Here is a 23,962-nt window from a genome sequence, read left to right as displayed (position 1 = left end):
GCATGCGCTTCGAATACCAGGCAGTGGACCGGCAAGGCCGGCGTTGCAGCGGTGACCTCGATGCTGGTTCTCACAGCGACGCGCTTCGCCAGCTGGAGGCACAGGGCCTGACGCCTCTGAGCCTGGAGGCGGGCCAGCGTGCGCCGCAACCCGGGCGCCGGCGCCTGCGCGCGGAAGAACTGAACATGGCACTGCACGAGCTGGCGACCCTGCTGGCGGCGGGCGTCGCCCTGGCCGATGCAGTCTCCGCCCAAGAGCGCTCGAGCAGCCATCCACGTCTCTGCGCGGCGCTGCAGAGCATGAGCGAAGGTCTGCGCCAGGGGCGTTCCTTCCCTCAGGTGCTGGAGAAAGCCGGCTTGCCCCTGCCACGTTACGCCTACCAGTTGGTGGCGGCGGGCGAGATGACCGGCAACCTGGCGGCGGCGCTGCGGGACTGCGTGACGCAGATGGAGTACGAGCGGCGCACCCGCGAGGAAGTGCGCAACGCTCTGATCTACCCGAGCGTGCTGGTGCTCAGCGGAATCGGGGCGGTCATGGTGATGTTCGTCTTCGTCGTACCCAAGTTCGCCAACCTGCTGGAGCACGCCGACAAGCTGCCTTGGCTGGCCTGGGCAGTGCTCAGTACCGGCGTCTGGAGCAAGGCCAATGCCTTGCCGTTGCTGCTCGCCGGCCTGCTGCTGGGTGCCCTGGGGCTGCCGTTGGCCAGGAGCGAGAAGGTTCGCGGCCGCTTCCTCAACGGCTTGTTGCGTTTGCCATTGCTCGGCGACTGGCTGTTGCAGGCGGAGATCGCCCAGTGGGCCAAGGTCCTCGGCACCCTGCTGGGCAACCGCGTGGCGCTGGTCGAGGCCCTGCGCCTGGCCAGCGCGGGCGTGCGCATCGGTCTGCAACGCGAGCTGCTGGAAAGGGTCACCCAGGACGTAAGGGGCGGGACTTCCCTGTCCGAGGCATTGGAACTGCGCAGGGCGATCACCGCCACGGGCGGCAACCTGGTGCGCGTCGGCGAAAGGTCCGGGCGCCTGGCCGAGATGCTCGACAGCCTCGCCGAACTCTACGAGGGACTGGGGCGCTCACGGATGCGCAAGGTCCTGGCGCTGATCGAGCCGCTGGCGATCCTGCTGATCGGCTCGCTGTTCGGCGTGATCATCACCGGCGTGGTGCTGGCCATCACCAGCGCCAACGACATTGTGTTCTGAAAAAGGGGGAGTGGATGCGCGACGGGCATGAGGGAAGAGGACCCCGGGAGGGGAACAGGAAAGTGCCGGCGCCGGGACGCGAGCGCGGCTTCACCCTGCTGGAAATGATCGTGGTGCTGGTGATCATCGGGCTGCTCATGGGGCTGGTCGGGCCGCGCCTGTTCAGCCAGGCCGACAAGGCCAAGGTGCAGACCGCGGATACCCAGGTGAAGATGCTCAAGGGCGCGCTGATGACCATGCGCCTGGACATCGGCCGCCTGCCCAGCGAACAGGAGGGGCTGGCCCTGCTCAACGCGGCGCCTGCGGACGACCGGATCAAGGCCTTCTGGAAAGGCCCCTATCTGGACGGCGGGGTGCCGCTGGATCCCTGGAACCGTGCCTACGTCTACAGCAATGCGCCCAGTGCCGAACAGCCGTTCTCGCTGTACAGCCTGGGCGCCGACGGGCAGCCTGGCGGGGAAGGGGAGAATGCGGACATCGGCTTCCTGCCCCGGCAATGAGCGCTGCGGCGGTTTCACCCTGCTCGAACTGCTGGTGGTGCTGGCCCTGGTCGCCGCGGTGGGCGCCGTCGTCATGCCCAACCTGCTGAACATGCAGGAGGCCTGGCGTCGTCGTGTCGACCTGCAGGACATCGCCAACCAGCTGCAGACGCTGGGCTACCGGGCCCGGCTGGAAGCCCGGCAGACCCTCATCGGGCCGGCTGGCGTCGAGCCGCCGCAGATGCTGAAGCTGCCCCAGGGCTGGAAGCTGAGCGCAAGCGCGCCCGTCATCTACCTGGCCAATGGCGTCTGCCTGGGGGGGACGCTGGAGTTGCGGCAGGGGGATGTCGCTCGGCAGTTGCAACTGGTTCCGCCGCAATGCCTGCCGGAGTTCGTCCAGTGAAGCGCGGGCGGCAAGCCGGTTTCACACTGCTGGAAGCGGTGGTCGCCCTGACGCTGCTGGCTGTGGTGGGCAGCGCGCTGCTGGCCTGGCTGGGGACGGGCTTCCGCAGCCTGGAGCGAATGAACGAGGTTCAGCGCCGCATCGATGCGACCCGCACCGGCCTGGCGTTTCTCGAGGGGCTCAACCCGATGCTCCAGCCGAGCGGCAGCGCCGCCCTTGGAAGCTACCGGCTGGACTGGGAGAGCCGGCTTCTCGCCGCTCCGCGCCCCGTCGTCAGCCGCTACAGCGGCCACCCCGGGCCCTTCGACAGCGCCCTGTATCGTGTCCAGGCGACCTTGTTCGGCGAGGACCTGCCGCCGCTGCCCTTGAGCCTGGAACTGGCGGGGTACCGGATGGCTCGCCTGCCGGACGGCGGGGATGCGCCATGAGCCGGCGCATTTCGCGGGGGCGGGAGCGGGGCTTCACCCTGCTGGAACTCATCGTGGTCCTGTTGTTGGCGGCGATGGTCACCACCCTGTTGATGCAGGGGATGGACTATGTCTCGCGGGCCAACGACAGCTTCCTGCGCCAGGGCGAGTCACGGCAACTACGGGTGTTGGCCTTCGGCTGGTTCGACGACGCGATAGCGCAGCTGGCTGCGCCGGCCAGGGGAGATGCGCCGGCTCGTTTCCGCGGCGATCCGCTCAGCTTCGAAGCCGTCTCCCTGGCCAGCGCCGAGCGTATCGAAGGCGTCCCGGTGCCCTTTGCCTTTCGCCTGGAACGGCTTGGCGAGCCGGGCCGGGAGCGGACCGCGATGATCTACGTGCGCCGGTTGCAGGCCAGCCGCTGGCCACTGCTGGAACTGCAGGGGCCGGCGCATTTCCTTTATCGCGACGAGCAGGGGGCCTGGCATGACAACTGGCCGCCCTTGCCGGTGCTGGCCGACAGCCTTCCCGCGGCGGTGGCGTTGAACGCGCCCGCGGAGCGCCTGTTCCGCCTGGCCAGGGTCGCGACGCCGCTTCGACGGGTGAATGCGGATGCGGACTGAGCGTGGCTTCGTGCTGGTCGGCGTCATCTGGTTTCTCGCCATCATGACCTTGGTGGTGGCCTCGGCCGTGACCTGGATCGAACGCTCGCTGGACGGTATCGAAAAGGAGCGTCAGGGGTTGCTGCGCGACATGACGGAACGCTCCATGCTCAGCCGGCTGACCTGGCTGGCATCGACCCAGCGCTTGACCCTGGCCGGATTGACCACACCCGACAGCCCGGCTCCGAGCCTTGCCGACATGGATATGTCGGTCCTGCCGGTAGGGGCCGAGCTGGCCCTGGATGGCCGCGAATACTGCCTGGCCAACGGCTGGTGCTTCGCCTTCGTCGACCGCGCATCGCGTCTTGGCCTGGAACAGGCCCCGCCGGCGGCCTTGGCCTCGTTGCTGGAAGGGCTGGGGATAGCGCCGGAGAGGATAGCGCCAATGCTGGCGGAGCTTGCCGGCCATTTGCGTGGCCCACCGGGTAGCGCCGTGCTGCGCAGCCTGCATGCCCCGCAGGAAGTCTTCGTCCTCGACAGCTGGCGCCCCTGGGAGGCCGCGTTGCGGGCTGCCGGCTGGGAGGAACTGGTCACGGTCGGCGAGCCGTCCCTGAACGTGAACACCGCCAGCGGCCAGCTCCTGCGCCTGGCCTGGCGGCTGCCGGAGGACAGCCTGGCGCTGTTGCTCGCGGCGCGCCATGAGCGGCCGTTGCGGGGCGTGGGCGACCTCGAGGGCGTGTTGGGCATGTACCTGCAGCAATTACCCGCGGAGAACTGGTCGCGCCTGGCCAGTGCCACCCTGTTCATCCGCCTGCGCCCCGCGGACGCCGTGGCGCGTTACGAATACCAACTGCGATTCGAGAGCGACGACCTGCAAGGGTCGCCCTGGCAATTTCTGCAACGGAGGTCCCTGCCGCGCAATGTCCCCATCACCGACACAGCGCCCATCCATCATGAGGCGCCTGGACTGCTTTCCGCCCCGCTTGTGGCAAGCCCATGACGCGGATGGCTCGCCCTGCCTGGAGTGGCGGCGCCAGCCCCATGGTCTGGGGCGGATGCTCCGCACGCAATGGGTCATCGAGCGTTCGCAATGCCTGTACCGCTGCCTGGACCTGTCCCATGTGCCGGCCAGCGGGAGGGCCCAGGCCCTTGCCCTGAAGCTCGCCGGCCTGTCTCCGTTCCGCTTGCCGGGGCACTACGCGGTCTGGCGCGACGGCTGGGTGCAGCTGTGGCTCTGGGACGAACAGCAGCGCCAGCGGCTCGCCGAAGCGCAACAGGCTGCGTCCGGCTGCCTCTGCCTGCCGGAAACCCTGCTGCAGGCTCCGCCGGCGGCGACTCCAGAGCCAAGTGTTCGCCTGGTGAGCGTCCAGGACGGTGTGGACTTGCAGGTCTGGCGGGCCGGCGTGCTGCGGGCGAGCGTCTTCCAGGATGGCCTGCCGCTGTCCGCGATGGCCTGGCAGGCAGTGCGAGGGGTTCCCGGCGTACGCCTGCCCGAGCGGCTGGAAGAAGGGGTGCCGGCCTGCCTCGAGCGTCCCTGGGCCTCCGGCGCCAGTCTGGTAGGACGGGACTGGGAGCGCTGGTTGCCCTATGGCCTGGCAGCCACCCTGCTGGCGGGCAGCGCTTTCAACCTGACGCAGGGGGCGCAATGGTGGTGGGCCGAGCGCGGCCTGGCGGGGCAGCAGGTCGCGCTGGCCCAGCAGGTCGAGCCGGTGCTGGCGGCACGTACTCGGGCCATGCAGGCCGAGAGCGAAATCCAGGCTCTGCTGCGCTTGCAGGATGCACCTTCGCAGGTCGAACTGCTGCGCACCGTGGCGGGGCTGCTGCCGGAGGATAGCCGCCTGCTGAGCTGGCGCTTCCGGGAACACACGCTGGAACTACTCATCCAGAGCAATCACGCGGATCCGCGGTTCTTCGTCCAGCGGCTGCAGGAAGGCGGCAGGTTCCAGGATGTCCGGGTCGAACCCTCGCCCAGGGGCGATGGCCTGCAACTGGCCATGAACATTCGGCAGGGGGAATAGATGGACACTCGATTGCAAGAGGTTTTGCCCCACTGGTCCCGGCTGCGCGAGCAGTGGCGGGAGCAGCCCCGCCTGCGCCTGGCGGGATGGATGATCCTGGCGCTGCTGGTCGTGCACCTGCTGTTGCTGGGCAGCGACTGGCGCGACGCCCGCAGTCAGGCGTTCGAGGAATCGGCCAGGCGCCTGGCGCAGATGCGCGCGCTGGCCGCCCAGGAGCACTGGCCGGACCGTGCCGTCCAGGCGGAAGACGTACGTAGCGCATTGCGCATGCGTTTGTGGCAGGCGCAGAACCCCTCGTTGGCCAGGGCCGATGTACAGGCCTGGCTGGATGCACAGGCCAGACAGAGCGGCTTGCAGGATGCACGCATCTCGGTGTTGCCACCTCTGGACTTCGACAAGGAAGGCATCGGTGCCAGGGTCCAGGCACAAGTGCGCGGACGCTTCGAGCCGAAGAGTTTCGGCCACCTGTTGCATGCGCTGGAAACGGCGGAGCACTGGGTGAGCATCGACGCCCTCGAGTTGAACGACCGCGGCTCGCCGTCGGTGAACCTGCAACTCACCTTCCATTTTCGTCCGAACGCAACGCCCCCTTGAGCGGATGAGCGCGGAAGGCCCTGATTCGGACGGACATTCAGGCCATTCAGGTGCTGCCGATCGTTCGCAGTCCCAGGTTGGGAAACTTCCTTCATGGAAAGCGGCAAAGGCAGCATTTCTGTAATGACAGAATCCCGCCTTCAACTTGCTTCGAATGCACCTTTCCCTAGCGGTATCGATTCATCGGTTTCCTATGACTTCCTCCTTTCCCTTCCGATTGGCCTGGGCGGCGCTTGCCGGCGGCGTCCTGCTGGCGCTGCTCTGGCAGCCACGGGCAGCCATACTCGAGGCTCCGGCTGAGACTGCGCAGTGGCGGCTACCGGAGGTCCGGCCTGTCTCTCGCAATGCCAGCATCCCGGCGCAGATTGCTGGCATGTCCTGGTGGGGGAGCGCCAGGGAGGAGGCCGAGAAAGCACACTCGGCGCGCATCAGCCTGGACGAGCAGGGCGTGGCCCGGGTCAAGGTCCAATGGCTGTTTCGCGGTGTGGTCGCCGAGGGCGGACAGCGTTTCGCCCTGATCGCCAAGGATGCCGCCGCGCCGCTGTTGCGCTATGCCCCGGGCGACCAGCTACCGGGAGGCGAACGCCTCGAACGGATCGCAGGGCAGGGCATTCGTTTCTCGCTGTCCGAGGATGGCGCAACACAGGACTTTGAAAGGAAACTCTATGCCCCCCTCGAATGACGCCCTTGCGGCCTTTCCCCGGCACCCGCTGTTGCTCGCGATCTGTCTGGGACTGCTGGGAGGCTGTGGTACGACGCAACTGCAATTGCCCGCGCCCTTGCTGGAGCCGCGCCAGGCCATGGAGGAGAACATGCCGCAGGAGGGGGCCGAGGGAACGGTGCAGCGCCCGCAGCAATCGGCGGGGCCGCAGGTGAGCCTGACGCCAGCACCTCCCGCCGGGCCTGTGGGTGGGCTGGTGGACAAGGCTGATCGCCTGGTGCTCGATGACAAGAACGCCGACCTGCAGGTGAGCGTCGAAGACGTCGCCCTGCCGGGCTTCATCAACGAAGTCTTCGGTAACCTGCTGGCGTTGTCGTTCGAGATCGACGACAACCTGAAGAAACGCAACGACCGGGTCACCCTGCGCCTGGAGCAGGCGCAGACCCGGCAGACGGTCTATGACATCGCCTCGCAGGTCATGGCCAATTACGGCGTAGAGATCGTCAAGCAAGGTGGCATCCTGCGCTTCCAGGTCAAGCAGATCGGCCTGAGCCCCGAGGAGCCGCCGATCCTCGTCAGCGGCGAAGCGCTTCCTGATGTGCCCAACGCCTACCGGCCCGTGTTCCAGTTCATACCCTTGCACAACGTCGATCCCAAGGACGTGATTCCCTGGTTGAACAATGCATACGACAAATCCGGGCTGTCGGCCTCTGCGGACAATCCGCGCGGCGGCCTGATGCTCAAGGGGATGGCATCCCTGGTCAAGCAGGCGGTGCAGGCCGTGCGGCTGCTCGACCAGCCGTTCATGCGGGGGCAGCACAGCTTGCGCATCGACCCGGCATTCATCACATCTGCGGAGATGGCCAAACAACTGAAGACTCTGCTCGAGGCCCAGGGTTACAGCGTTGGCATCGGTGAGGCCTCCGGCAGCGTCGTGCTGGTGCCGCTGGAAAGCTCCAATGGCCTGATCGTGTTCTCCAGCCAGCGTTCGCTGCTGGAGCTGGCCCGAGACTGGGCCGGGCAGGTGGATCGCGTCCCCCTGGCCAGCGCGGTGGATTCCGCCGGGGCTGGGGCGGAAAGCGAGGGATTGTTCTTCTACGAAGTGCGTAACACCCGCGCCACCGAAGTGGCTCGCTCGCTGCGGGCGCTGGTTTCCGGTCCGGCGGGCAGTGGTGCCTACGGGTTGACGCCGGGCTTGGGCAGCAGCGCTTCGAGCCGGGCCGCAGCGGCCTCTGGCAACAATGCCGTACCGTCACGCTCGGCGTCGGGACGTGGCAGCGGCGACATGGGTGGCGGCCAGTCCGGTGTCGCTCCGCTTGTCCGCCTTGCCGGGGCTCAGGCCTTGTTGTCGGGCGGCAGTAGCAGCCTGATGGATAGCCTGGCGGCTGGTGTGTCGGGCAGCGGCACCATAGTCGAGGACGAGAACCGCAACGCCATCCTGTTCCGAGGCCCGGCCAGGGTCTGGCAGCAGATGCAGACGCTGCTGCGGCAACTGGACAAGCCGGCGCGCCAGGTGTTGATCGAGGTGACTGTCGCCAGTGTGACGCTGAGCGACAACCAAGAGGCGGGCCTGGAATGGTCCTTGCTGAGTGGGGCGGCGAATTCCGGCTCCAAGTTCTCTCGTGAAATATCTGCAGGGAGAGAGGGCTTCAAATACCTGATCAATACGGCCGGTGGCACGAAGGCGACACTGACCGCGTTGGCAAGTGACAAGCGGACTCGGATCCTCGCCACCCCACGGATTCTGGTGAAAAGCGGAGAACAGGCCAACATCAATGTCGGTACCGACATTCCGGTCGTGACCGGGCGGCAAACCGACGGCAGCAATACCGGCGGGAACTCCAACCTCCTGCAGTCCATCTCTTATCGTTCGACCGGCGTCATCCTCAACGTCTCTCCTGTCGTCTATTCGAACAACCGGGTGGACCTGACTGTCAGCCAGGAAGTCAGCGATGGCGGTGGAACTGGGTCTTCTGGTAGCGAAGGTGGCGATATTTCTTCTCCCCCGATCAAGCGTACCTCGTTGGAAACTTCGCTGACCCTGCAGAGTGGCGGCTCCATTTTCATGGGGGGGTTGATCAACGAGAATGAAGCGGACAGCAATGACGGTGTCCCCTGGCTTAAGAACCTGCCGGTTCTGGGATATCTGTTCGGCAAACAGACCCGGAACACCTCCAAGGATGAGGTGGTGATGCTTATCCAGCCTTACGTCATCGACGGAGCGGAAGAGGCCAGAGAGGTCACTGAGAAACTTCGTCGGATGATTGAGCCGGCGCTCGGTTGCGAGAAGTCCTTGGCTGAATGCCGCCGCCTGTAGCCAGGCGGCATCTTCGGACGGGCAGAGCTGGTCATCCATGAGCGCTTGCCCTCCCTCTCATTTGGCATTCCGAGGGGACTCCGCAGGGGCGGGGCCCCTTTTGCCGCGATGCTTCGATTCGGGCTGCAGACCCCGCATCGCATTCTCACCCCCCACCGCCAATTGGCCTCGTCCTTCTTCCATAACCCTCTTCCTACAGCGTGGGGAAAGGGCTGCTTCCATTGCATCGCACAATGGTTGCAACTTCGGCGCTGTTTCGGTTAGCGGAGAGGATTGTTGAAATTGCTGAATATAAAGTTTCGAATTTTCTTAGGATTTTAATTTCTTGCCCTGTAGGCATTTTCCATATTTTTGCTATTTGGGGGTTTGCGGGGTGTGGCCCGTTGTTTTTGAGGAAGTTCCGAATATATAACGCTGCCTGAAGCTGATGCTGAATTTTGTGTTGGCTTGCGCTGTTCCAATATTCAGTCAGATATGGCTGTAAGTAGTGGGATGGTGCGAAGTAAGTCATATGGCTATAGGCAGTTTTCCCAGTTCTGACTGGCCCGGAGCGGCTGGCCAGGGAGCGGCGAACCGTTCCTGGAGTGGAGCCCGATATGGCCTTTCTACTTTGGGTATATATGGCCCGTATGTAATTTGCCGTCGGCAACCCAGTCGTTCGGCTGGATGGAAATACTAGAAAAAGTTAGGAGCTTGAAAAATGTTGAAAAGAACACTGCTGAGCGCGGCTATTGTCTCTGCCATGTTCGCGGGCGCGGCCAATGCCGGTGTGGTCAGCATCGTCGTTGGCCAGAGTTCCAACGGGACCATTCTCGAGAACTCTCCGGGGGCCGCTGATCAATATGCTCCGGGCCAGTCGAACTACAAGGAGGGCGTGAGTATCGAGACCGGGGCCAACTACGGCAGCCGCGCCGCCAACATCACCATTGCCCAGGAGGTCTTCGGCAACCTCTCCGAAACCACCCAGTTCGACCTTCCCGACCTCAAGTACGCCATCGACCTGGCCAAGGCCCCCAACGTCGCAGCCGGCCATACCATCAAGCTGACCCTGGATCGTACCGTGGCGCAATTCGCCAATACGATCACCCCCAACCAGATCCAGATCGGTACGTTGGCCGCCGGCGTAGGTTTCGCCATCACCAGCGGCACCGGCGTCAACACCCTGAGCCTGACGCTGGATGCCGCCGGTGCCGCGGAGATCGCGAGCGCGACTGTTGGTAGCTCCATCGTCCACTTCAACTTCCGCACCAACAACACCTCCAACGAGCAGCCCGGGCGGGTCGATCGCCTGCGCGCCGCCCTGCAGGGTGACGCGACCTTCCTGAGCCAGTCCAACGTCAGCATGCTGGACGATCCGCTGAACGAGCGCCGTTTCAACGTCACCGTTTCCGCCCAGCTGGACACCACCACCGGCCCGAACGGCGGTGATGCGAAGAACAACGATTCTGCTCCGCCGCTGATGGTATTCACCTCCCTGCCGGCAGTCTATTGGGATGTCCTTAATACCAACGTCTGGGGGCAGTACCGGGTTCTCCACTCGCTGGACCTGGCCAACCAGGACAAGAGCTTCGACACTTCGGTCTCCGTACAGCCGGATGTAACTGACGCGAACAACTACGGCGCCAACTACGCCCGTCTGGGCAGCGTGCGTCTTGGTGTCAACCAGGACGTACTCAACGAAGACGGTCGCAACGTGTTCGGCTTCAACGGCAGTGACAAGCTTCACAGCTACATCAGCGGCAACTTCGGCGGCCTCGAATCCGTGGCTCTGACCACTGCCAACTGCCAGGCGTACGCCAACGGCACTGCCGCCGCCGACCAGGTCGCCCACACCTGGACCGGTGAGGTTCTCAAGCCCAAGCCGGGGTCTAGTGGCACGACCAAGCTGCCGATGGAACTGGTGAATGACGACGTCAACCAGACCTACAACATCTGTGTGAAGTCCAACGGCGCCGACCCCATGATTGCCCAGCAGAGCTTCGTCGTAGGTCCGCTGAGCATCGACTTCGGTAACGTCCGCTATGTCGACCGGGTGATCAACGGTGGCGAGATCGACCACTTCTGGAAGAGCAGTTGCGTTGCCAGCCTGTTCAACCTGCCGGCCGCCAACAACGCCGATGCGTTCTTCATCCGCCTGACCAATACCAGCGACAGCGGTCGCGACGGCAAGGTCCGCGGCGTGCTGTTCGACCAGAACGGCAAGCGCTATCCGGAAGTCGGCAGCGCCTACATCGTCGACCAGAGCGGCAAGGAGGCTCTCCAGGCCCACGAAACCGGTGTTTACAGCGTGGATCAGGTCGCTTCCGCCTTCGGTGTCAACGGTGCCGACTGGAACGGTGTGGGTGGCCGTGCCCGCCTGGTGCTGGAAGGCGAGTTCCCCACCTGTGAGGCGCTCGGTCTGATCCGTACGCCGAACGGCACCCTGGTGAACATGACCTCCACCACCCAGGGCAACTTCAATGGCGACTCCGGTCCGTCCTCCACTGTCAACCATCGCGGTGGCAACAACCGCAACTGATCTCTGGCCCAGGCCATGAGGTTGTGGAGAGGCGGTGTGAACCGCCTCTTCACTTTTGCTTTTCGAGGCATGACGTTTTCACTGGTGTTGCGATGAAAGTGTTGGTGACAGGCGGGGTAGGTTTCATTGGCTCCCACGTGGTCGTTCACTTGCTGGAATGGGGGGCCGATGTCGTTGTCCTGGACAACCTGGCCAACAGCTCCCTGGCCATTCTCGACAAAATAGAAGTCCTGGCCGGCAAGCCCCTGTGTTTCGTGAAGGGGGACGTTCGGGATATCTCCCTGCTTCGGGAGCTTTTCGCCGAGCACGCCATCGATGCCGTTATCCATCTGGCTGGGCTGAAGTCCGTGGCGGAAAGCGTAAGGCTGCCGCTGGATTATTACTCCACCAATGTCGGCGGCATCCTGGCGTTGCTGGAGGCGATGGCGGAGGCGGGAATTTATCGCCTGGTTTTCAGTTCGTCCGCCACTGTGTATGGCGACCCCGAAAGCGCTCCTGTTGCCGAGACGCATCCGGCGGGGCGTGCGGTCAACCCCTATGGCCGAAGCAAGTTCTTCGCCGAGGAAGTGATCAAGGACTTCGCCGCCACCGATCCGCGCTGGGCGGTAGCGATACTGCGCTATTTCAACCCCGCTGGCGCGCATGCCAGCGGCCTGATCGGCGAAAACCCCAAAGGCCAGCCGAACAACCTGCTGCCCATCGTTGGCCGTGTCGCTGTGGGCCAGCAGCCGGTCGTGGGGATATATGGAAATGACTACCCCACGGCAGATGGTACGGGGGTACGCGACTATGTGCATGTTTGCGACCTGGCCCAGGGACATGTGCAGGCCCTGGATTATCTCCTCCGGCATGCCGGCGTCCGTGTTTGGAACATGGGGGTAGGCCGGGGATATTCGGTTCTGGAGGTCCTGAGGGCGTTCGAAGCGGCATGCGGCAAGCCGATACCCTACGAGGTTCGTGACCGTCGCCCGGGAGATATCGCGGAAAGCTGGGCGGATGTCGCCAAGGTCGAGCGAGAGCTGGGCTGGAAGTCCCGCAAGGACATCGGGCAGATAGTGGCCGATGTCTGGCGTTGGCAGACGTCGGGCCTGGAAACATGATGCTTTCAGGCCAGCCTGGTGCGTGCAACCTTGGCTTCCGGCGGCTGGCGCTGGTTTCCAACCAGGCTTTCTCGATCGTCAATTTTCGCGGCGAACTGATTCGCGACATGGTCGCCAGGGGCGTGGAGGTCTATGCCTTCGCTCCCGACCATGACGAACATAGCAGAAGGCAGATTCGCCAGTTGGGCGCAATGCCGGTCGAGGGCTACATCGGGCGCAGCGGCATGAACCCGTTCGTCGCATTGTGGGCGATCGTGAAAACGGCGTGGCGGCTTCGTTCCTTCAGAGTCGATGCCGTTTTCAGCTACTTCCCCATGCCGGTGATCCTTGGCGGGCTGGCCGCCAGGTTGGCCGGGGTTCGCATCATCTACTCGATGATCGAGGGCGCGGGCTACGTCTTTTCTGACGTGGGTGCATCGAGCCCTGCCAGGGGGATGTTGCGTGGCCTCGTACGGGGGCTCTATCGCCTCACCCTGAAGTCATCCCGGCGGGTTTTCCTGCTCAATGGCGATGACTACGCACTCTTCGTGCATGGAGGCCTGGTGGCGGCGGAGAAGGTCGTGCTGTTGCCGGGCATCGGTCTGGATTTAACGCATTTCCTACCCTCGCGGCCGCCGGTGAGTCCGGTCGTTTTCATCTTCGTCGGTCGCCTTCTGCAGCAGAAAGGTATCCAGGACTTCGTCGAGGCCGCCCGCTCGCTGAAGGCCGAGCACCCCGAGATTGAATGCATCGTTCTTGGCGACACGGACGTGAACCCGGACTCCATCCGGCAAGAGGAAATCCACCGCTGGAGTGAGGAGGGTTCGGTACGCTGGGTCGGCTGGGTGAGGGATGTGCGGGGGTGGATGAACGAATCCAGCGTCCTGGTGCTGCCTTCCTATTACCGCGAAGGCATTCCCCGCTGCATCCAGGAAGCAATGGCGCTGGGGCGTCCCGTGATCACCACTGACTGGGTGGGCTGCCGGGAAAGCATCGTCGATGGCGTCAACGGTTTTCTCGTGCCGATCCGCAGCCCCAAGGCCCTGACGCAGGCGATGGCTCGTTTCATCCATGACCCCCAGCTCATCCTGCGGATGGGAAGGGAGAGTCGGCGTATCGCCGAAGCACGTTATGACGTTCGTGAAATCAACAGGAAAGTGCTGGCGAGCATGTAATGGCCGGCCAATGGTAGCGAGATGAATGTTGCGCAACGCCCCATGATCCAGGTTTCCGGACTTGGGAAGTGTTTCCATCTGTTCGACAGCTCCGGCAAGCGTTTCTTGCAGGCGCTTTTGGGCAACCGCTTCAGTTTTCATCGCGAGTTCTGGGCCTTGCGCGACCTATCACTACAAGTAGCGGCGGGAGAGGTCGTTGGCATCATCGGTCGCAATGGTTCCGGAAAGTCGACCTTGCTGCAGATCATCGCAGGGACCTTGCGTCCATCCCGGGGCAGGGCGCAGGTCCATGGCCGGGTGGCCGCTTTGCTGGAGTTGGGGATGGGGTTCGATCCGGAGGAAACCGGAAGGAACAACGTAATCTTCAATGCCATGTTGCTGGGCATGACGAAGGACGAGATAGCCGGGAAACTGGAGGCGATCATCGCTTTCGCGGACATAGGCGAATTCATCGATCAGCCGGTCAAGACCTATTCGAGCGGCATGTATGTCCGCCTGGCCTTCGCACTCAATGCCCATGTCGATGCCGACGTGCTGATCATCGACGAGGCCCTTGCCGTCGGCGATGCCGCTTTCCAGTTCAAGTGCCTTGGTAGGCTGGATGCACTGCTGGCTCGAGGCGTCACGATATTGCTGGTGTCCCATGATGCGCAATTGATCAAGGGCTATTGCAGTCGGGCTGTCTACCTGAAGGATGGCCTGGTTGCATTCGATGGCGATTGCGAAACGGCTTGCGAACTCTATCAGCGCGATAGCCAGGCCGGAGCGGCATCAGCAGAAGGAGGAGAGGACGATACCTCTCTTCCTCTTGGCCTCGAGGGCATGGCGTTCGGCAATGCCAAGGGGCGGATTCTGCAACTGCGCCTGGGAGTCGCCGGAGAGTGGCGTCAAGCGTTCGACAGCGGCGAACGAATCGTTGTCGAGGTGGTGGCCAGGCTGTTCCAAGCGGTGTCGAGGCCCAGGATCACTGTGGTCCTTCGTGACCTGCGCGGATACAACCTCTACGCGTTCAATAATGCGCACCAGGGTATCGAGCTGCCGGTGGGTGAGGATGGACTCGTGCATGCCCGTATCAGCTTCGCTGGCGATCTGCAGGCTGGCGACTATGCCCTGACCGTGCGTCTGGACGATGCGTTGACGGATGAGCTTTGCGAACTGCTGGACAAGCAGGTGAACGCCGCGATTTTCCGGATCAACAACCCCATCAAGCGTTTCGATGCCGTGGTCAACCTGCACGGTTCCTTCGAGTTGCCCCACGCATCATGACCCAGTCATTCCCTGATCGCCCCTCTTCCGATTTCTGCGTAGTTTTCGTTACGCATGGCGGGATACTCGAGTACAAGGCCGCATTGCTGGCGACCTCTTTGAGAGCCCGGTTTGGAGAAAGTGTCCCGATACTGGCTGCCCTGGCCACTCCCGCGTCGTCCTGGGGGGCTCTCAGTCAGGCCTCGCGCAGCCTGTACAACCGCCTTGCCATCCCTCTGCGAGAAATCGAGAACCCTTTCGGCCCCGAATACCCCATAGGTAACAAGTTCGCCGCCCTGGCCTTGGGGGAGGGGTATGGGCATACCCTGTTTCTCGATTCGGATATGTACTGCCTGCACGTCCCTGATATCGATACGCTTCGCCAGGCCGATGCGGCCCTGAAACCGGCGGACGTGGCCTTGGTGCCCACCGATGATGGCTATTGGAGGCAACTGTACGGAGTGTTGGGGCTCGATCTCCCGGAAGTGCGGGTGCTCACCAGTCATGGCCAGGAGGTCATGCCCGGATATTTCAACGCCGGATTCATCTGGGTACGCGATGCCGAGCGGTTTGCCGCTTGCTGGCTACGGGTGGCCAAACTCCTCGCCGAGGCGCCGGAAGTCGAGCACAAATGGCCCTGGCTGGACCAGTTGGCGCTGCCGATCGCCCTAGCGCAATCGCAGATGCGGACACGCTCGCTCGATGAGCGCTACAACTTTCCGTTGCACCTGAAACCTTTGCGCAAGCCGGGCAGCAGGCCCTTCCTCTGCCACTATCACGATCTGCCGGTGCTGGCTCGCGAGCCTGAATTGCTGCGGGACCTGCACGGGCTCCAGCAGCGTTTCCCCGAACTGACCGAGGTGCTCCGGCAATCTGTGGATGTCCAGGCATATTCTCCCGCCTGGTTCGCTGGGTTGGGCACAGGTCAGTCTCTGGAGTGCGACGGGCGTGACCTATTGATCACCGGCCTGCCGCGCAGCGGTACCAGCCACCTGTGCCGGCTGCTATCGGAACGTCGGGATACCGTGATCATCAATGAGCCCGCTGAAGTATTTCCTGTGCTGACGGCTGGTGCTACCCCGTGGGGCATACCACGGCTGTATGGCGAACTACGCCGTGATCTGCTGGCGGGGCTGTCCGTGCCGAACAAGCACGTGGAGGGGCGCCTGGTAGACGACACCGCCCGTGAGGGCGACCGTCGGCAGCCCTATAGCGTGCAACTCCAGGGCGCGTCCTTCACCCTGGGTACCAAGAATACCCTGGCCTACCTGTCACGTCTGCCGGGCCTGCTCCGGGCTATGCCCGACGCCACTTGCATCGCGCTCATCCGTCATCCCTACGACAGCCTGTCTTCCTGGAAGCGGACCTTCGAGCACCTGCGCACGGCGGCGGTGCAGACACAACCGATTGGTCATCCGGACGATCCCGGATTGAGCGGTTGGCAGCGCAAGATGCTCCGGGAGGTCATGGCTTGCGACTACCTACCTGTGCGCCGGGCGCTATGGTGGCGCTATCTCGCTTGCCAGCTGCTGGAGATGGAGGCACACCTGCGCTGGACGCGATACGAGGATTTGATCAGCAAGCCGTCCGACATGGTTGACTGCCTGTTGGGCAGCGCACCTTTGCCTGAACTGGTTCCGTTGCCTTGCCTCGGTGACGAGATGGACGAGCGCGAGCGTGATCTGGTCGCGGCCGTGGTGAGCGATGTTGCCGAGAGTCTGCGATATGTGCTTTGAACGCTCTTCCGATACAAAGGGCTCCAAGGTGCATGGGACAGTTTCCGCACTGCCGGAGATCAGTCTGGTGGGTGTGTTCCATAGAGAAGGCATACGGGCCCAATGGAGCCTCTGGTCATTTCAGCGCATGCGCCGATGGGCTGCATTCCATGGCCTGTTGGTGCAACTGGTGGTAGTCCTCGACCGTCCTGACGGAAATACCCGGCGGATAGTCGGCGAGCATCCGGCGTTGCTGTCGACGGATCGGCTGCTGGAGGTCGAGCACGGCGACTTGTCCCAGGCGCGCAATGCCGGCGTATGCCTGGCGGATGGAGAGTTCTTGGGCATATTCGATGGCGACAGCTATTGCAGTGCCAACTGGTTGATAGAGGCGCTGGGCGTGATGCGGCGTTGTGGAGGCCAGGTGGTCGTACACCCCGAATATCTCCTGCATCACGGGCAGGTGTTCTCCTACACGCGCTGCATCGACCAATTGGTGGATACCTACAACCCGGAGAACTGCTTCAAGCATTATCCGTGGGGCGCCACGGTCTTTGCCCGCCGCGATGTGTTCGAGGCCGTTCCCTACCAGCCGGTGGCCACCGAGCAGACTGGGTTCGCTTTTCCGGACTGGCACTGGGGGGTGGAGATCATCGCTTCCGGCCGACTGCATACTTTGGCCGTGGGTACCGCGGCCTTTTGTCGTGGAATGCCCGAGACGTTCCCCTCTCTGTGCGAGGGGATGGCCAGTGTACTCAGGCCGGGCGCCTTCTTTTCCAGTCGCCCGCCAGAGGTTCGTTGAAGTCATGCCCAAGTCCTGTGTGGTAATGACCTTTCATGGCGAGCGCACTCTGGGCCATTGGTCGCTATCCGGTTTCGAACGCCTTCGCCGCCATGCCGAGTCGTTCGGGCACGAGGTGCAGTTGCTGGCGGTACTGGATCATGCCGATCCGCTCACGCTGCGGGTGGTCCGCGAGCATCCTGCCGTGCGTTCGACCGATCGCATCATCGAAGTAGGCTTGGGAGATCCTGGCCTGGCGCGTAATGCAGGGATCTCCGAGGCAGACGGAGAGCTGATCGGCATTCTCGATGGCGATGACTATTGCTCGGCGAACTGGATCACTGCGGCGTTGAGCGTCATAGCAGCGCAGCCGGGCGAGGTGGTCGTGCATACCGATTATCTGCTGACTTTCGGTGAGTCCTGGGAATTGTCCCGGCAGAGCGATCAACTCTCTGGGGAAGGAAGCCTGGATACCTGCTTCAAGCACCACCTGTGGGCCTCGACAGTGTTCGCCTCCCGGGAGCTGTTCCTGCGTTGCCCGTATCGGGAGGCAAACATGGCCAGGACCGGCTTCGGTTACGAAGACTGGGACTGGAGCCTTGCTGCGTTGGCTGCGGGAGCCTGCCATACCACGGCACCGCAGACAGCGCTGTTCTACCGGCGCAAGCCGGCTGGCTCCCGGCAGAACACCGGCCTGCGACAGCAGGTCATCGTTCGTCCGGGACCATTCTTCGCCGATGGACTCTGGAAGTAAGAGGTTTTGATGTCCGTACGTCTCAAGAAGCTTCTCGTATGGTTCGCCTGGCGTGCTTATGGATGGTTGTTCGCACTGCTGCGGCGCTTCCTGAGTGAACGACAGCTGCAAGGCTTCGTGGTGTTCTGCCGTCGTCTCAGGCATCGCTATTTCCCGGAGGCCGTGGTGGCCCGGGACGATGCACCGGTAGCGCTGCCGCAGTGGATAGTCGAGGAATTGCGCGAACTGTCGAATATCGAGCCGGCGCTGTACCCCAGCGATGAGCTGCTCGGTCGTTTCCGTTCCTGGCAGCCAGGCGAGGATCCTCACGCTGCCGCGCTCTACCGGGCGTTAGCGTCTGATTTCGTCGACAGCCGTCCCCAGATGATCTTCATCATTCCCCATATGATGCGCGGAGGGGCCGACCTGGGCACGTTGCACCATGTCAACCTTTGTGTGGAGCAGGGGCTTCGGGTAACGGTCGTGCTGACACGGGACGTCCTGTCGCCTTGGGTTAATCGTTTACCAGTCGAGGCCAGGGTGGTCGAGTTCGGGCAACTGACGCGGCATGCCAGTCCCGAGGATCGCGAACTGGTTCTGCTGCGGTTGTTGCTGCAGAGTCCGGCCTGCACGCTGCATCTGATCAATTCGTTGCTGGGCTGGCAATTGTTCGAGCGGTTCGGCAAGCCATTGGTGAGTAGCGGCAAACGCCTGTTTGCCAGCGTCTATTGTGATGATGTCGACCGCAATGGCGTGCGTTGTGGCTATGCCACGGAATTCTTGCCGAAGGCCTGGATGCACCTGACAGGTATCTTCACCGACAACCTGTGTTTCCTCAATCTTATACAGCGGCGTGACGGTCTGCCGCGGGAACGTCTGCATACCCTGTATTTCCCATTCGTTGGCAATATGGCCAGCACGCCCAGGGACGGTAGGAAGGTGTTGTGGGCAGGGCGCCTGGCTGCGCAGAAGCGTCCCGAGTTGCTTTACGAAATCGCCAGGGCCTTGCCGGAGGTGCGCTTCGATGTCCATGGCGAAGCCGACCCCGCCTACGATAGAGATGTATTGCAACGCCTGAGAGCTCTACCGAATATTTCCCTGGCTGGCCGCTTCGACAGTTTTGCGACCATCGCCCAGGAGAGTGATTATGGAGTCTTCCTCTATACATCCGCCTACGACGGTCTACCGAATGTCCTGCTCGAGGCCACTGCCGCGGGCCTTCCCATAGTCGCACCAACGGTTGGCGGTATAGCGGAGTTGGTCAACGAAGATAGTGGTTATCCTCTCGATGCCACTGCCGGGCCGCTCGCATTCGCCGAGAGGATCAGGACGGTACTGGAAGATCGGCAGCAGGCCGAAAGGAAAGTGGCCTGTGCCCAGGCCCTGATGCGTGGGCGGCACAATTGGTCCGCTTTTGAGCAGCAAGTCTCCGCCGTGCCGGGATACTTGCCGACATGCGCCGCATTACAGCCGGTCGGGTGAGTGTCGCCCATCGTGTCGATAGCGCAGGCACTTCGTTCCGGAGGAGCATGGCTTTGGTTCCTGTGTCGGCCCGTGCTCCGGCGAGTAGCGGGAAATCCGGGCCGGACTCTGCTCCACTGGATATTGGGCTCGCGCTCACGTGGCAGTCCGCCATGCGAGCCCGCTACAGCGGAACCCTGGGACTCGGGGATGCCGTTGGTCAGCGTGATTGTCCCCTGCTTCAACTATGGCGCCTATCTGTTGCAGGCGCTGCGGAGCTTGCGTGAACAGACGCTGCAGGACTTCGAGGTCATCCTGGTCGACGATGGCTCCGATGATCCCGCTACCCGGCGTCTGCTCGCCTTGCTTGAACGGTGCACTTCATTGACTGTCCTCCGGCAGGCCAATGCAGGCCCCGGGGCAGCACGCAACGCAGGAATTGCCAAAGCCCGGGGGCGCTACATCTGTTGCCTTGACGCCGATGACCTGCTGGCCCCGTCGTACCTGGAGAAGTGCGTGGTGATGCTGGAGGCGGATGCCGGCGTGAGCTTGGCGCATAGCTGGCTACAACTGTTCGGAGGGGAGCGAGGAGTGGTCAGGACCTGCGACCTCGATCCGGTGTTGCTGCCCTACGTCAATCACTTGGGGGTTTCGGCCGTATTCTCGCGTGTCGCCTGGGTGGCAGCAGGTGGCTTTTCGGAGGTGCGCAGTTCCTTGTACGAGGACTGGGACTTCTGGATTCGCCTGGCGAGTCTGGGCGTGCATGGCCGGGTGATAGGCGAAGCGCTGATGCTCTACCGGCGGCACCCCGGATCGCGGCTGGATCAGGCCAGTTGCCGTTCGCGCCAGGCCCGTTGCGAACTGCGCTTGGTGCACCGGGAGTTCTATGTCAACACGGCATGGCGAAAGTCGTTAGCCAATGGTTATCGCCGGCGACCGGTGAATGAGCCGCTGCTCAACCTATCGCGCCCGAGCCAGTATCGACGTTCGCCGGTGCTGGCGTTCGTGATTCACCTGAAGCGAGGTAGCGATCTGCGGTCATGGCCTCGTTCTGCGTTGGAGGCTCTCGTTGGCAAGGCGCCGTTGCATCTTATCGCCGAGGGAGGCGTTGTGCTGCCGGACTGGTTGCTCTGCCGGGCCGTCATTGTCTATCGGTTGGCCGACCTCCTGGATGACAGCCAATGCGCTGCGTTCGTGAACAACTATTTCGCGACCCGGGATTGGTGTGCTGCCCTGGTTCTTCCTGAGGTATCCGGCAAGGCCACGCTTCTTCGTCCGGATGAGCGTATGAGGGATGGCCAGGCCGGTGTCGTGAAAGTGGAGATTGGTCGGTTCGACAGGATCGCTGGTAGCAGGTAGGAAATGAGTTGAAAACGGTAGTCATGACGCTGGGTATGCACCGCTCCGGCACCAGCCTGTTGTCTGCGGCATTGGAATGCCTGGGAGTGGACTTTGGGGAACACCTCATTGCACCGGGGCCAGACAATCCACGAGGGTTCTGGGAAGATCGTGCGATCATCGACCTGAACGAGGAAGTGTTCGCAGCGCAAGGCTTCTCGTCTTCCTGCATTGGAGTCGATGGGAGCCTCCTGCTGGATAGCGAGTCCGGCAAAGACCTGCAGCGCCGGATGGGTTCGCTGCTGGATCAACGCCTGGCAGGGCGTGATCTGTTCGGCATCAAGGATCCCCGTCTGCCGCGCCTCATGGATTTCTGGATGCCGTTGCTGGATGCCAGGGGGGTGAACGTTGCACTGGTCGTTCCCCTGCGTCATCCGCTGAGCGTGGCGGCATCGCTGGAGGCGCGTGATGGTTTTTCCACGGCGAAGAGTCTGATGCTGTGGTACGAACATATGTACAGGGCCTTACGATTCGCCGCCGCCAGGCGCATGGTCGTAGTTGACTACGACGGCTTCATGGCGCAGCCGCGAGAGTCCCTGCAGCGGGTGGCGGATCGCCTGGGTTTGCCGTTTTCGGATGCGTTGTTCGAGCGTTTCTCCGTCGACATCCTGGATCGTTCCCTTCGGCATACCTGTTTCGATGAGGCACTTCTGCGCCGACATGCAGACGCCTTTCCCGCATTGGTCGGGCTTCATGAACTGTTGGGCCGGCTGGCCAGGGACGAGGGACAGGTATCCGTTCGTCAGTTAGAGGCTGTTGAGCGTCAGTTCGCTGAGGTGTGGCCGATGCTACGGCATTTCGGACGCCTGGATATGGAGTCCTGGAGCGCCAGCCAGTGGTACCAGGGTGACCGGAAGCGATCGAGTGCGCGGGAAGCCGAACTGGTCGGCTGGATATTCCAGCTGGAATCCACCATTAGGGCAGGTGAGACTGCACGTCAGGAGGCCGCTGCTTTCTTCGAGAAGCAGGAGCGGGCCTATCTGGCCGGGCTTCAGGCGCTGCAACAGGAGCGCGAAATGCTTCTCGAGTCGATGGAGGGCCAGCGTCAGAAGCTTGCTTCCCTGGAGGCCGAGCAATGCCGTTTGCGCGCAGAGCATTCAGCGACCCTTGGACACCTGGAACAGGTCCTGGCCAGCAGGTCCTGGCGTGTGACAGCGCCCTTGCGGCATTGTGGCGAATGGGTCGGGAAGATGCGCACCAAGCCCATTTGACGCCTGGTGCGGCGGTTGCTAACATTCCAGACCTTGTATTGGGAGGCTTTCGTCCATATCTGGCGGAGCAGCCCGTAAAAAATTGAATGTGGAGTGCCCGGCTTCGGTCGGACACAGCCAGGGGCCGACAGGATACCAGTCTCGATCTTGGTGGCTTCTTTTTCATCACTTGACCGCGTTCGCTGGTGGCGCGGAGCCGGGCCTACAGGCCTTTGACTACAGGTATAAACATGAGCGAAAGCTTCGCAGAACTCTTTGAAGAAAGTCTGAAATCCCTCGACATGCAGCCGGGTGCCATCATCACCGGCATCGTGGTCGACATCGACGGTGACTGGGTCACCGTGCATGCCGGCCTGAAGTCCGAGGGCGTCATCCCGGTCGAGCAGTTCTACAACGAACAGGGCGAGCTGACCATCAAGGTGGGTGACGAAGTCCACGTTGCGCTGGACGCGGTTGAAGATGGCTTCGGTGAAACCAAGCTGTCCCGCGAGAAAGCCAAGCGTGCCGAATCCTGGCTGGTTCTGGAAGCTGCCTTCAACGCTGATGAAGTGGTCAAGGGCGTTATCAACGGCAAGGTCAAGGGCGGCTTCACCGTCGACGTCAGCGGCATCCGCGCGTTCCTGCCGGGTTCCCTGGTCGATGTCCGTCCGGTGCGTGATACCACTCACCTGGAAGGCAAAGAGCTCGAGTTCAAGGTCATCAAGCTGGACCAGAAGCGCAACAACGTTGTCGTTTCCCGTCGTAGCGTCCTGGAAGCCGAGAACAGCGCCGAGCGCGAAGCCCTGCTGGAATCCCTGCAGGAAGGCCAGCAAGTCAAGGGTATCGTCAAGAACCTCACCGACTACGGCGCATTCGTGGACCTGGGCGGCGTAGACGGCCTGCTGCACATCACCGACATGGCTTGGAAGCGCATCAAGCACCCGTCGGAAATCGTCAACGTCGGCGACGAGATCGATGTCAAGGTTCTGAAGTTCGACCGCGAGCGCAACCGCGTATCCCTGGGCCTGAAGCAACTGGGCGAAGACCCGTGGGTTGCCATCAAGGCTCGTTACCCGGAAGGCACCCGCGTCATGGCCCGCGTCACCAACCTCACCGACTACGGCTGCTTCGCCGAGCTGGAAGAGGGTGTGGAAGGCCTGGTACACGTCTCCGAAATGGACTGGACCAACAAGAACATCCACCCGTCGAAAGTCGTTCAGGTTGGCGACGAAGTGGAAGTTCAGGTTCTGGACATCGACGAAGAGCGTCGTCGTATCTCCCTGGGCATCAAGCAGTGCAAATCCAACCCGTGGGAAGACTTCTCCGGCCGCTTCAACAAGGGCGACAAGATCTCCGGCACCATCAAGTCGATCACCGACTTCGGTATCTTCATCGGTCTGGAAGGCGGCATCGACGGCCTGGTTCACCTGTCCGACATCTCCTGGAACGAAGCCGGTGAAGAAGCCGTGCGTCGCTTCAAGAAGGGCGACGAGCTGGAAACCGTCATCCTCTCCGTCGATCCGGAGCGCGAGCGCATCTCCCTGGGCATCAAGCAACTGGAAGACGATCCGTTCTCCAGCTACGCCGGCCAGCACGAGAAGGGCAGCATCGTTCGCGGCATCGTCAAGGAAGTTGACGCCAAAGGCGCCGTAATCAGCCTGGGCGACGAGATCGAAGGCGTTCTGAAGGCTTCCGAAATCAGCCGCGACCGCGTCGAAGACGCCCGCAACGTGCTGAAGGAAGGCGAAGAAGTCGAAGCCAAGATCATCAGCATCGACCGCAAGAGCCGCGTCATCAGCCTCTCCATCAAGTCCAAGGACGTCGATGACGAGAAGGATGCGATGAAAGAGCTGCGTAGCAAGCAAGAAGTAGAAAACACCGGTCCGACCACCATTGGTGATCTGATTCGTGCGCAAATGGAGAATCAGGGCTAAGTCCTGATTCCTCTAAGAAAAAGGGCGACCTCGGTCGCCCTTTTTCGTTTTCCCTCCTTTAG

At 62.7% G+C, this 23,962-nt stretch carries 21 protein-coding genes; all 21 read left to right on the top strand.

What is annotated here, in order from left to right; genetic code table 11:
• Positions 1–2 precede the first annotated feature (2 nt).
• Positions 3–1,193 carry a type II secretion system F family protein gene (locus BM060_RS00190; RefSeq protein WP_074976223.1) on the top strand — a complete coding sequence of 397 codons (1,191 nt, stop codon included), beginning with the start codon at positions 3–5 and terminating at the stop codon, positions 1,191–1,193.
• Between the two features lie 14 nt (positions 1,194–1,207).
• Positions 1,208–1,693, top strand: a complete 486-nt coding sequence (gene gspG / locus BM060_RS00185) for a type II secretion system major pseudopilin GspG (RefSeq protein ID WP_074976220.1) — start codon at positions 1,208–1,210, stop codon at positions 1,691–1,693.
• Positions 1,662–2,075, top strand: coding sequence for a prepilin-type N-terminal cleavage/methylation domain-containing protein (locus tag BM060_RS00180; RefSeq protein ID WP_074976217.1), 414 nt, complete (start codon positions 1,662–1,664; stop codon positions 2,073–2,075). Before gspG ends, BM060_RS00180 begins: the two co-directional genes overlap by 32 nt.
• Positions 2,072–2,503 (top strand): PulJ/GspJ family protein, encoded by a 432-nt coding sequence (locus BM060_RS00175; RefSeq protein ID WP_083426695.1) that lies wholly within the window; start codon positions 2,072–2,074, stop codon positions 2,501–2,503. Before BM060_RS00180 ends, BM060_RS00175 begins: the two co-directional genes overlap by 4 nt.
• Positions 2,500–3,102 (top strand): prepilin-type N-terminal cleavage/methylation domain-containing protein, encoded by a 603-nt coding sequence (locus BM060_RS00170; RefSeq protein ID WP_074976212.1) that lies wholly within the window; start codon positions 2,500–2,502, stop codon positions 3,100–3,102. The genes BM060_RS00175 and BM060_RS00170 overlap by 4 nt, the downstream gene beginning before the upstream one ends.
• Positions 3,092–4,081, top strand: coding sequence for a hypothetical protein (locus BM060_RS00165; protein WP_074976209.1), 990 nt, complete (start codon positions 3,092–3,094; stop codon positions 4,079–4,081). The genes BM060_RS00170 and BM060_RS00165 overlap by 11 nt, the downstream gene beginning before the upstream one ends.
• Positions 4,082–4,136: 55 nt before the next feature.
• Positions 4,137–5,099 (top strand): hypothetical protein, encoded by a 963-nt coding sequence (locus tag BM060_RS32860; RefSeq protein ID WP_159458806.1) that lies wholly within the window; start codon positions 4,137–4,139, stop codon positions 5,097–5,099.
• Entirely contained in the window at positions 5,100–5,693 is a 594-nt protein-coding gene (locus BM060_RS00155) for a hypothetical protein (RefSeq protein ID WP_074976207.1), read from the top strand.
• 193 nt (positions 5,694–5,886) lie between these two features.
• On the top strand, positions 5,887–6,375 hold the full coding sequence (locus BM060_RS32855; RefSeq protein ID WP_169720922.1) for a hypothetical protein: 489 nt from the start codon (positions 5,887–5,889) through the stop codon (positions 6,373–6,375).
• A complete protein-coding gene (locus tag BM060_RS00145) occupies positions 6,359–8,671 on the top strand; it encodes a type II secretion system protein GspD (protein ID WP_074976205.1) in 2,313 nt (770 codons plus the stop codon). The genes BM060_RS32855 and BM060_RS00145 overlap by 17 nt, the downstream gene beginning before the upstream one ends.
• Before the next feature lie 700 nt (positions 8,672–9,371).
• The gene (locus tag BM060_RS00140; RefSeq protein WP_074976203.1) at positions 9,372–11,189 is read left to right on the top strand and encodes a hypothetical protein; all 1,818 of its coding nucleotides are present in this window, start codon (positions 9,372–9,374) and stop codon (positions 11,187–11,189) included.
• A gap of 92 nt (positions 11,190–11,281) precedes the next feature.
• Positions 11,282–12,289 (top strand): UDP-glucose 4-epimerase GalE, encoded by a 1,008-nt coding sequence (gene galE, locus BM060_RS00135; protein WP_074976201.1) that lies wholly within the window; start codon positions 11,282–11,284, stop codon positions 12,287–12,289.
• Positions 12,286–13,443 carry a glycosyltransferase family 4 protein gene (locus BM060_RS00130; protein WP_366520695.1) on the top strand — a complete coding sequence of 386 codons (1,158 nt, stop codon included), beginning with the start codon at positions 12,286–12,288 and terminating at the stop codon, positions 13,441–13,443. The genes galE and BM060_RS00130 overlap by 4 nt, the downstream gene beginning before the upstream one ends.
• A gap of 42 nt (positions 13,444–13,485) precedes the next feature.
• The gene (locus BM060_RS00125) at positions 13,486–14,709 is read left to right on the top strand and encodes an ABC transporter ATP-binding protein (protein ID WP_074976197.1); all 1,224 of its coding nucleotides are present in this window, start codon (positions 13,486–13,488) and stop codon (positions 14,707–14,709) included.
• Complete coding sequence (locus BM060_RS00120) at positions 14,706–16,424, top strand: GT-B fold glycosyltransferase domain-containing protein (protein ID WP_083426694.1); 1,719 nt, start codon at positions 14,706–14,708, stop codon at positions 16,422–16,424. The genes BM060_RS00125 and BM060_RS00120 overlap by 4 nt, the downstream gene beginning before the upstream one ends.
• Entirely contained in the window at positions 16,414–17,205 is a 792-nt protein-coding gene (locus BM060_RS00115; RefSeq protein WP_159458807.1) for a glycosyltransferase, read from the top strand. Before BM060_RS00120 ends, BM060_RS00115 begins: the two co-directional genes overlap by 11 nt.
• Before the next feature lie 4 nt (positions 17,206–17,209).
• Entirely contained in the window at positions 17,210–17,938 is a 729-nt protein-coding gene (locus BM060_RS00110) for a glycosyltransferase family 2 protein (RefSeq protein ID WP_074976194.1), read from the top strand.
• A gap of 9 nt (positions 17,939–17,947) precedes the next feature.
• Positions 17,948–19,399, top strand: coding sequence for a glycosyltransferase family 4 protein (locus BM060_RS00105; protein WP_083426693.1), 1,452 nt, complete (start codon positions 17,948–17,950; stop codon positions 19,397–19,399).
• 189 nt (positions 19,400–19,588) lie between these two features.
• The gene (locus BM060_RS00100) at positions 19,589–20,737 is read left to right on the top strand and encodes a glycosyltransferase family 2 protein (RefSeq protein ID WP_074976192.1); all 1,149 of its coding nucleotides are present in this window, start codon (positions 19,589–19,591) and stop codon (positions 20,735–20,737) included.
• Positions 20,738–20,745: 8 nt separating this feature from the next.
• Entirely contained in the window at positions 20,746–21,987 is a 1,242-nt protein-coding gene (locus BM060_RS00095; protein ID WP_135499855.1) for a sulfotransferase family protein, read from the top strand.
• 230 nt (positions 21,988–22,217) lie between these two features.
• The gene (rpsA, locus tag BM060_RS00090) at positions 22,218–23,900 is read left to right on the top strand and encodes a 30S ribosomal protein S1 (RefSeq protein WP_043267558.1); all 1,683 of its coding nucleotides are present in this window, start codon (positions 22,218–22,220) and stop codon (positions 23,898–23,900) included.
• Positions 23,901–23,962 lie beyond the last annotated feature (62 nt).

The sequence above is a fragment of the Pseudomonas citronellolis genome, from assembly GCF_900112375.1.
GTDB lineage: Bacteria > Pseudomonadota > Gammaproteobacteria > Pseudomonadales > Pseudomonadaceae > Pseudomonas > Pseudomonas citronellolis.
This window is presented reverse-complemented; position numbering and strand designations above follow the sequence as displayed.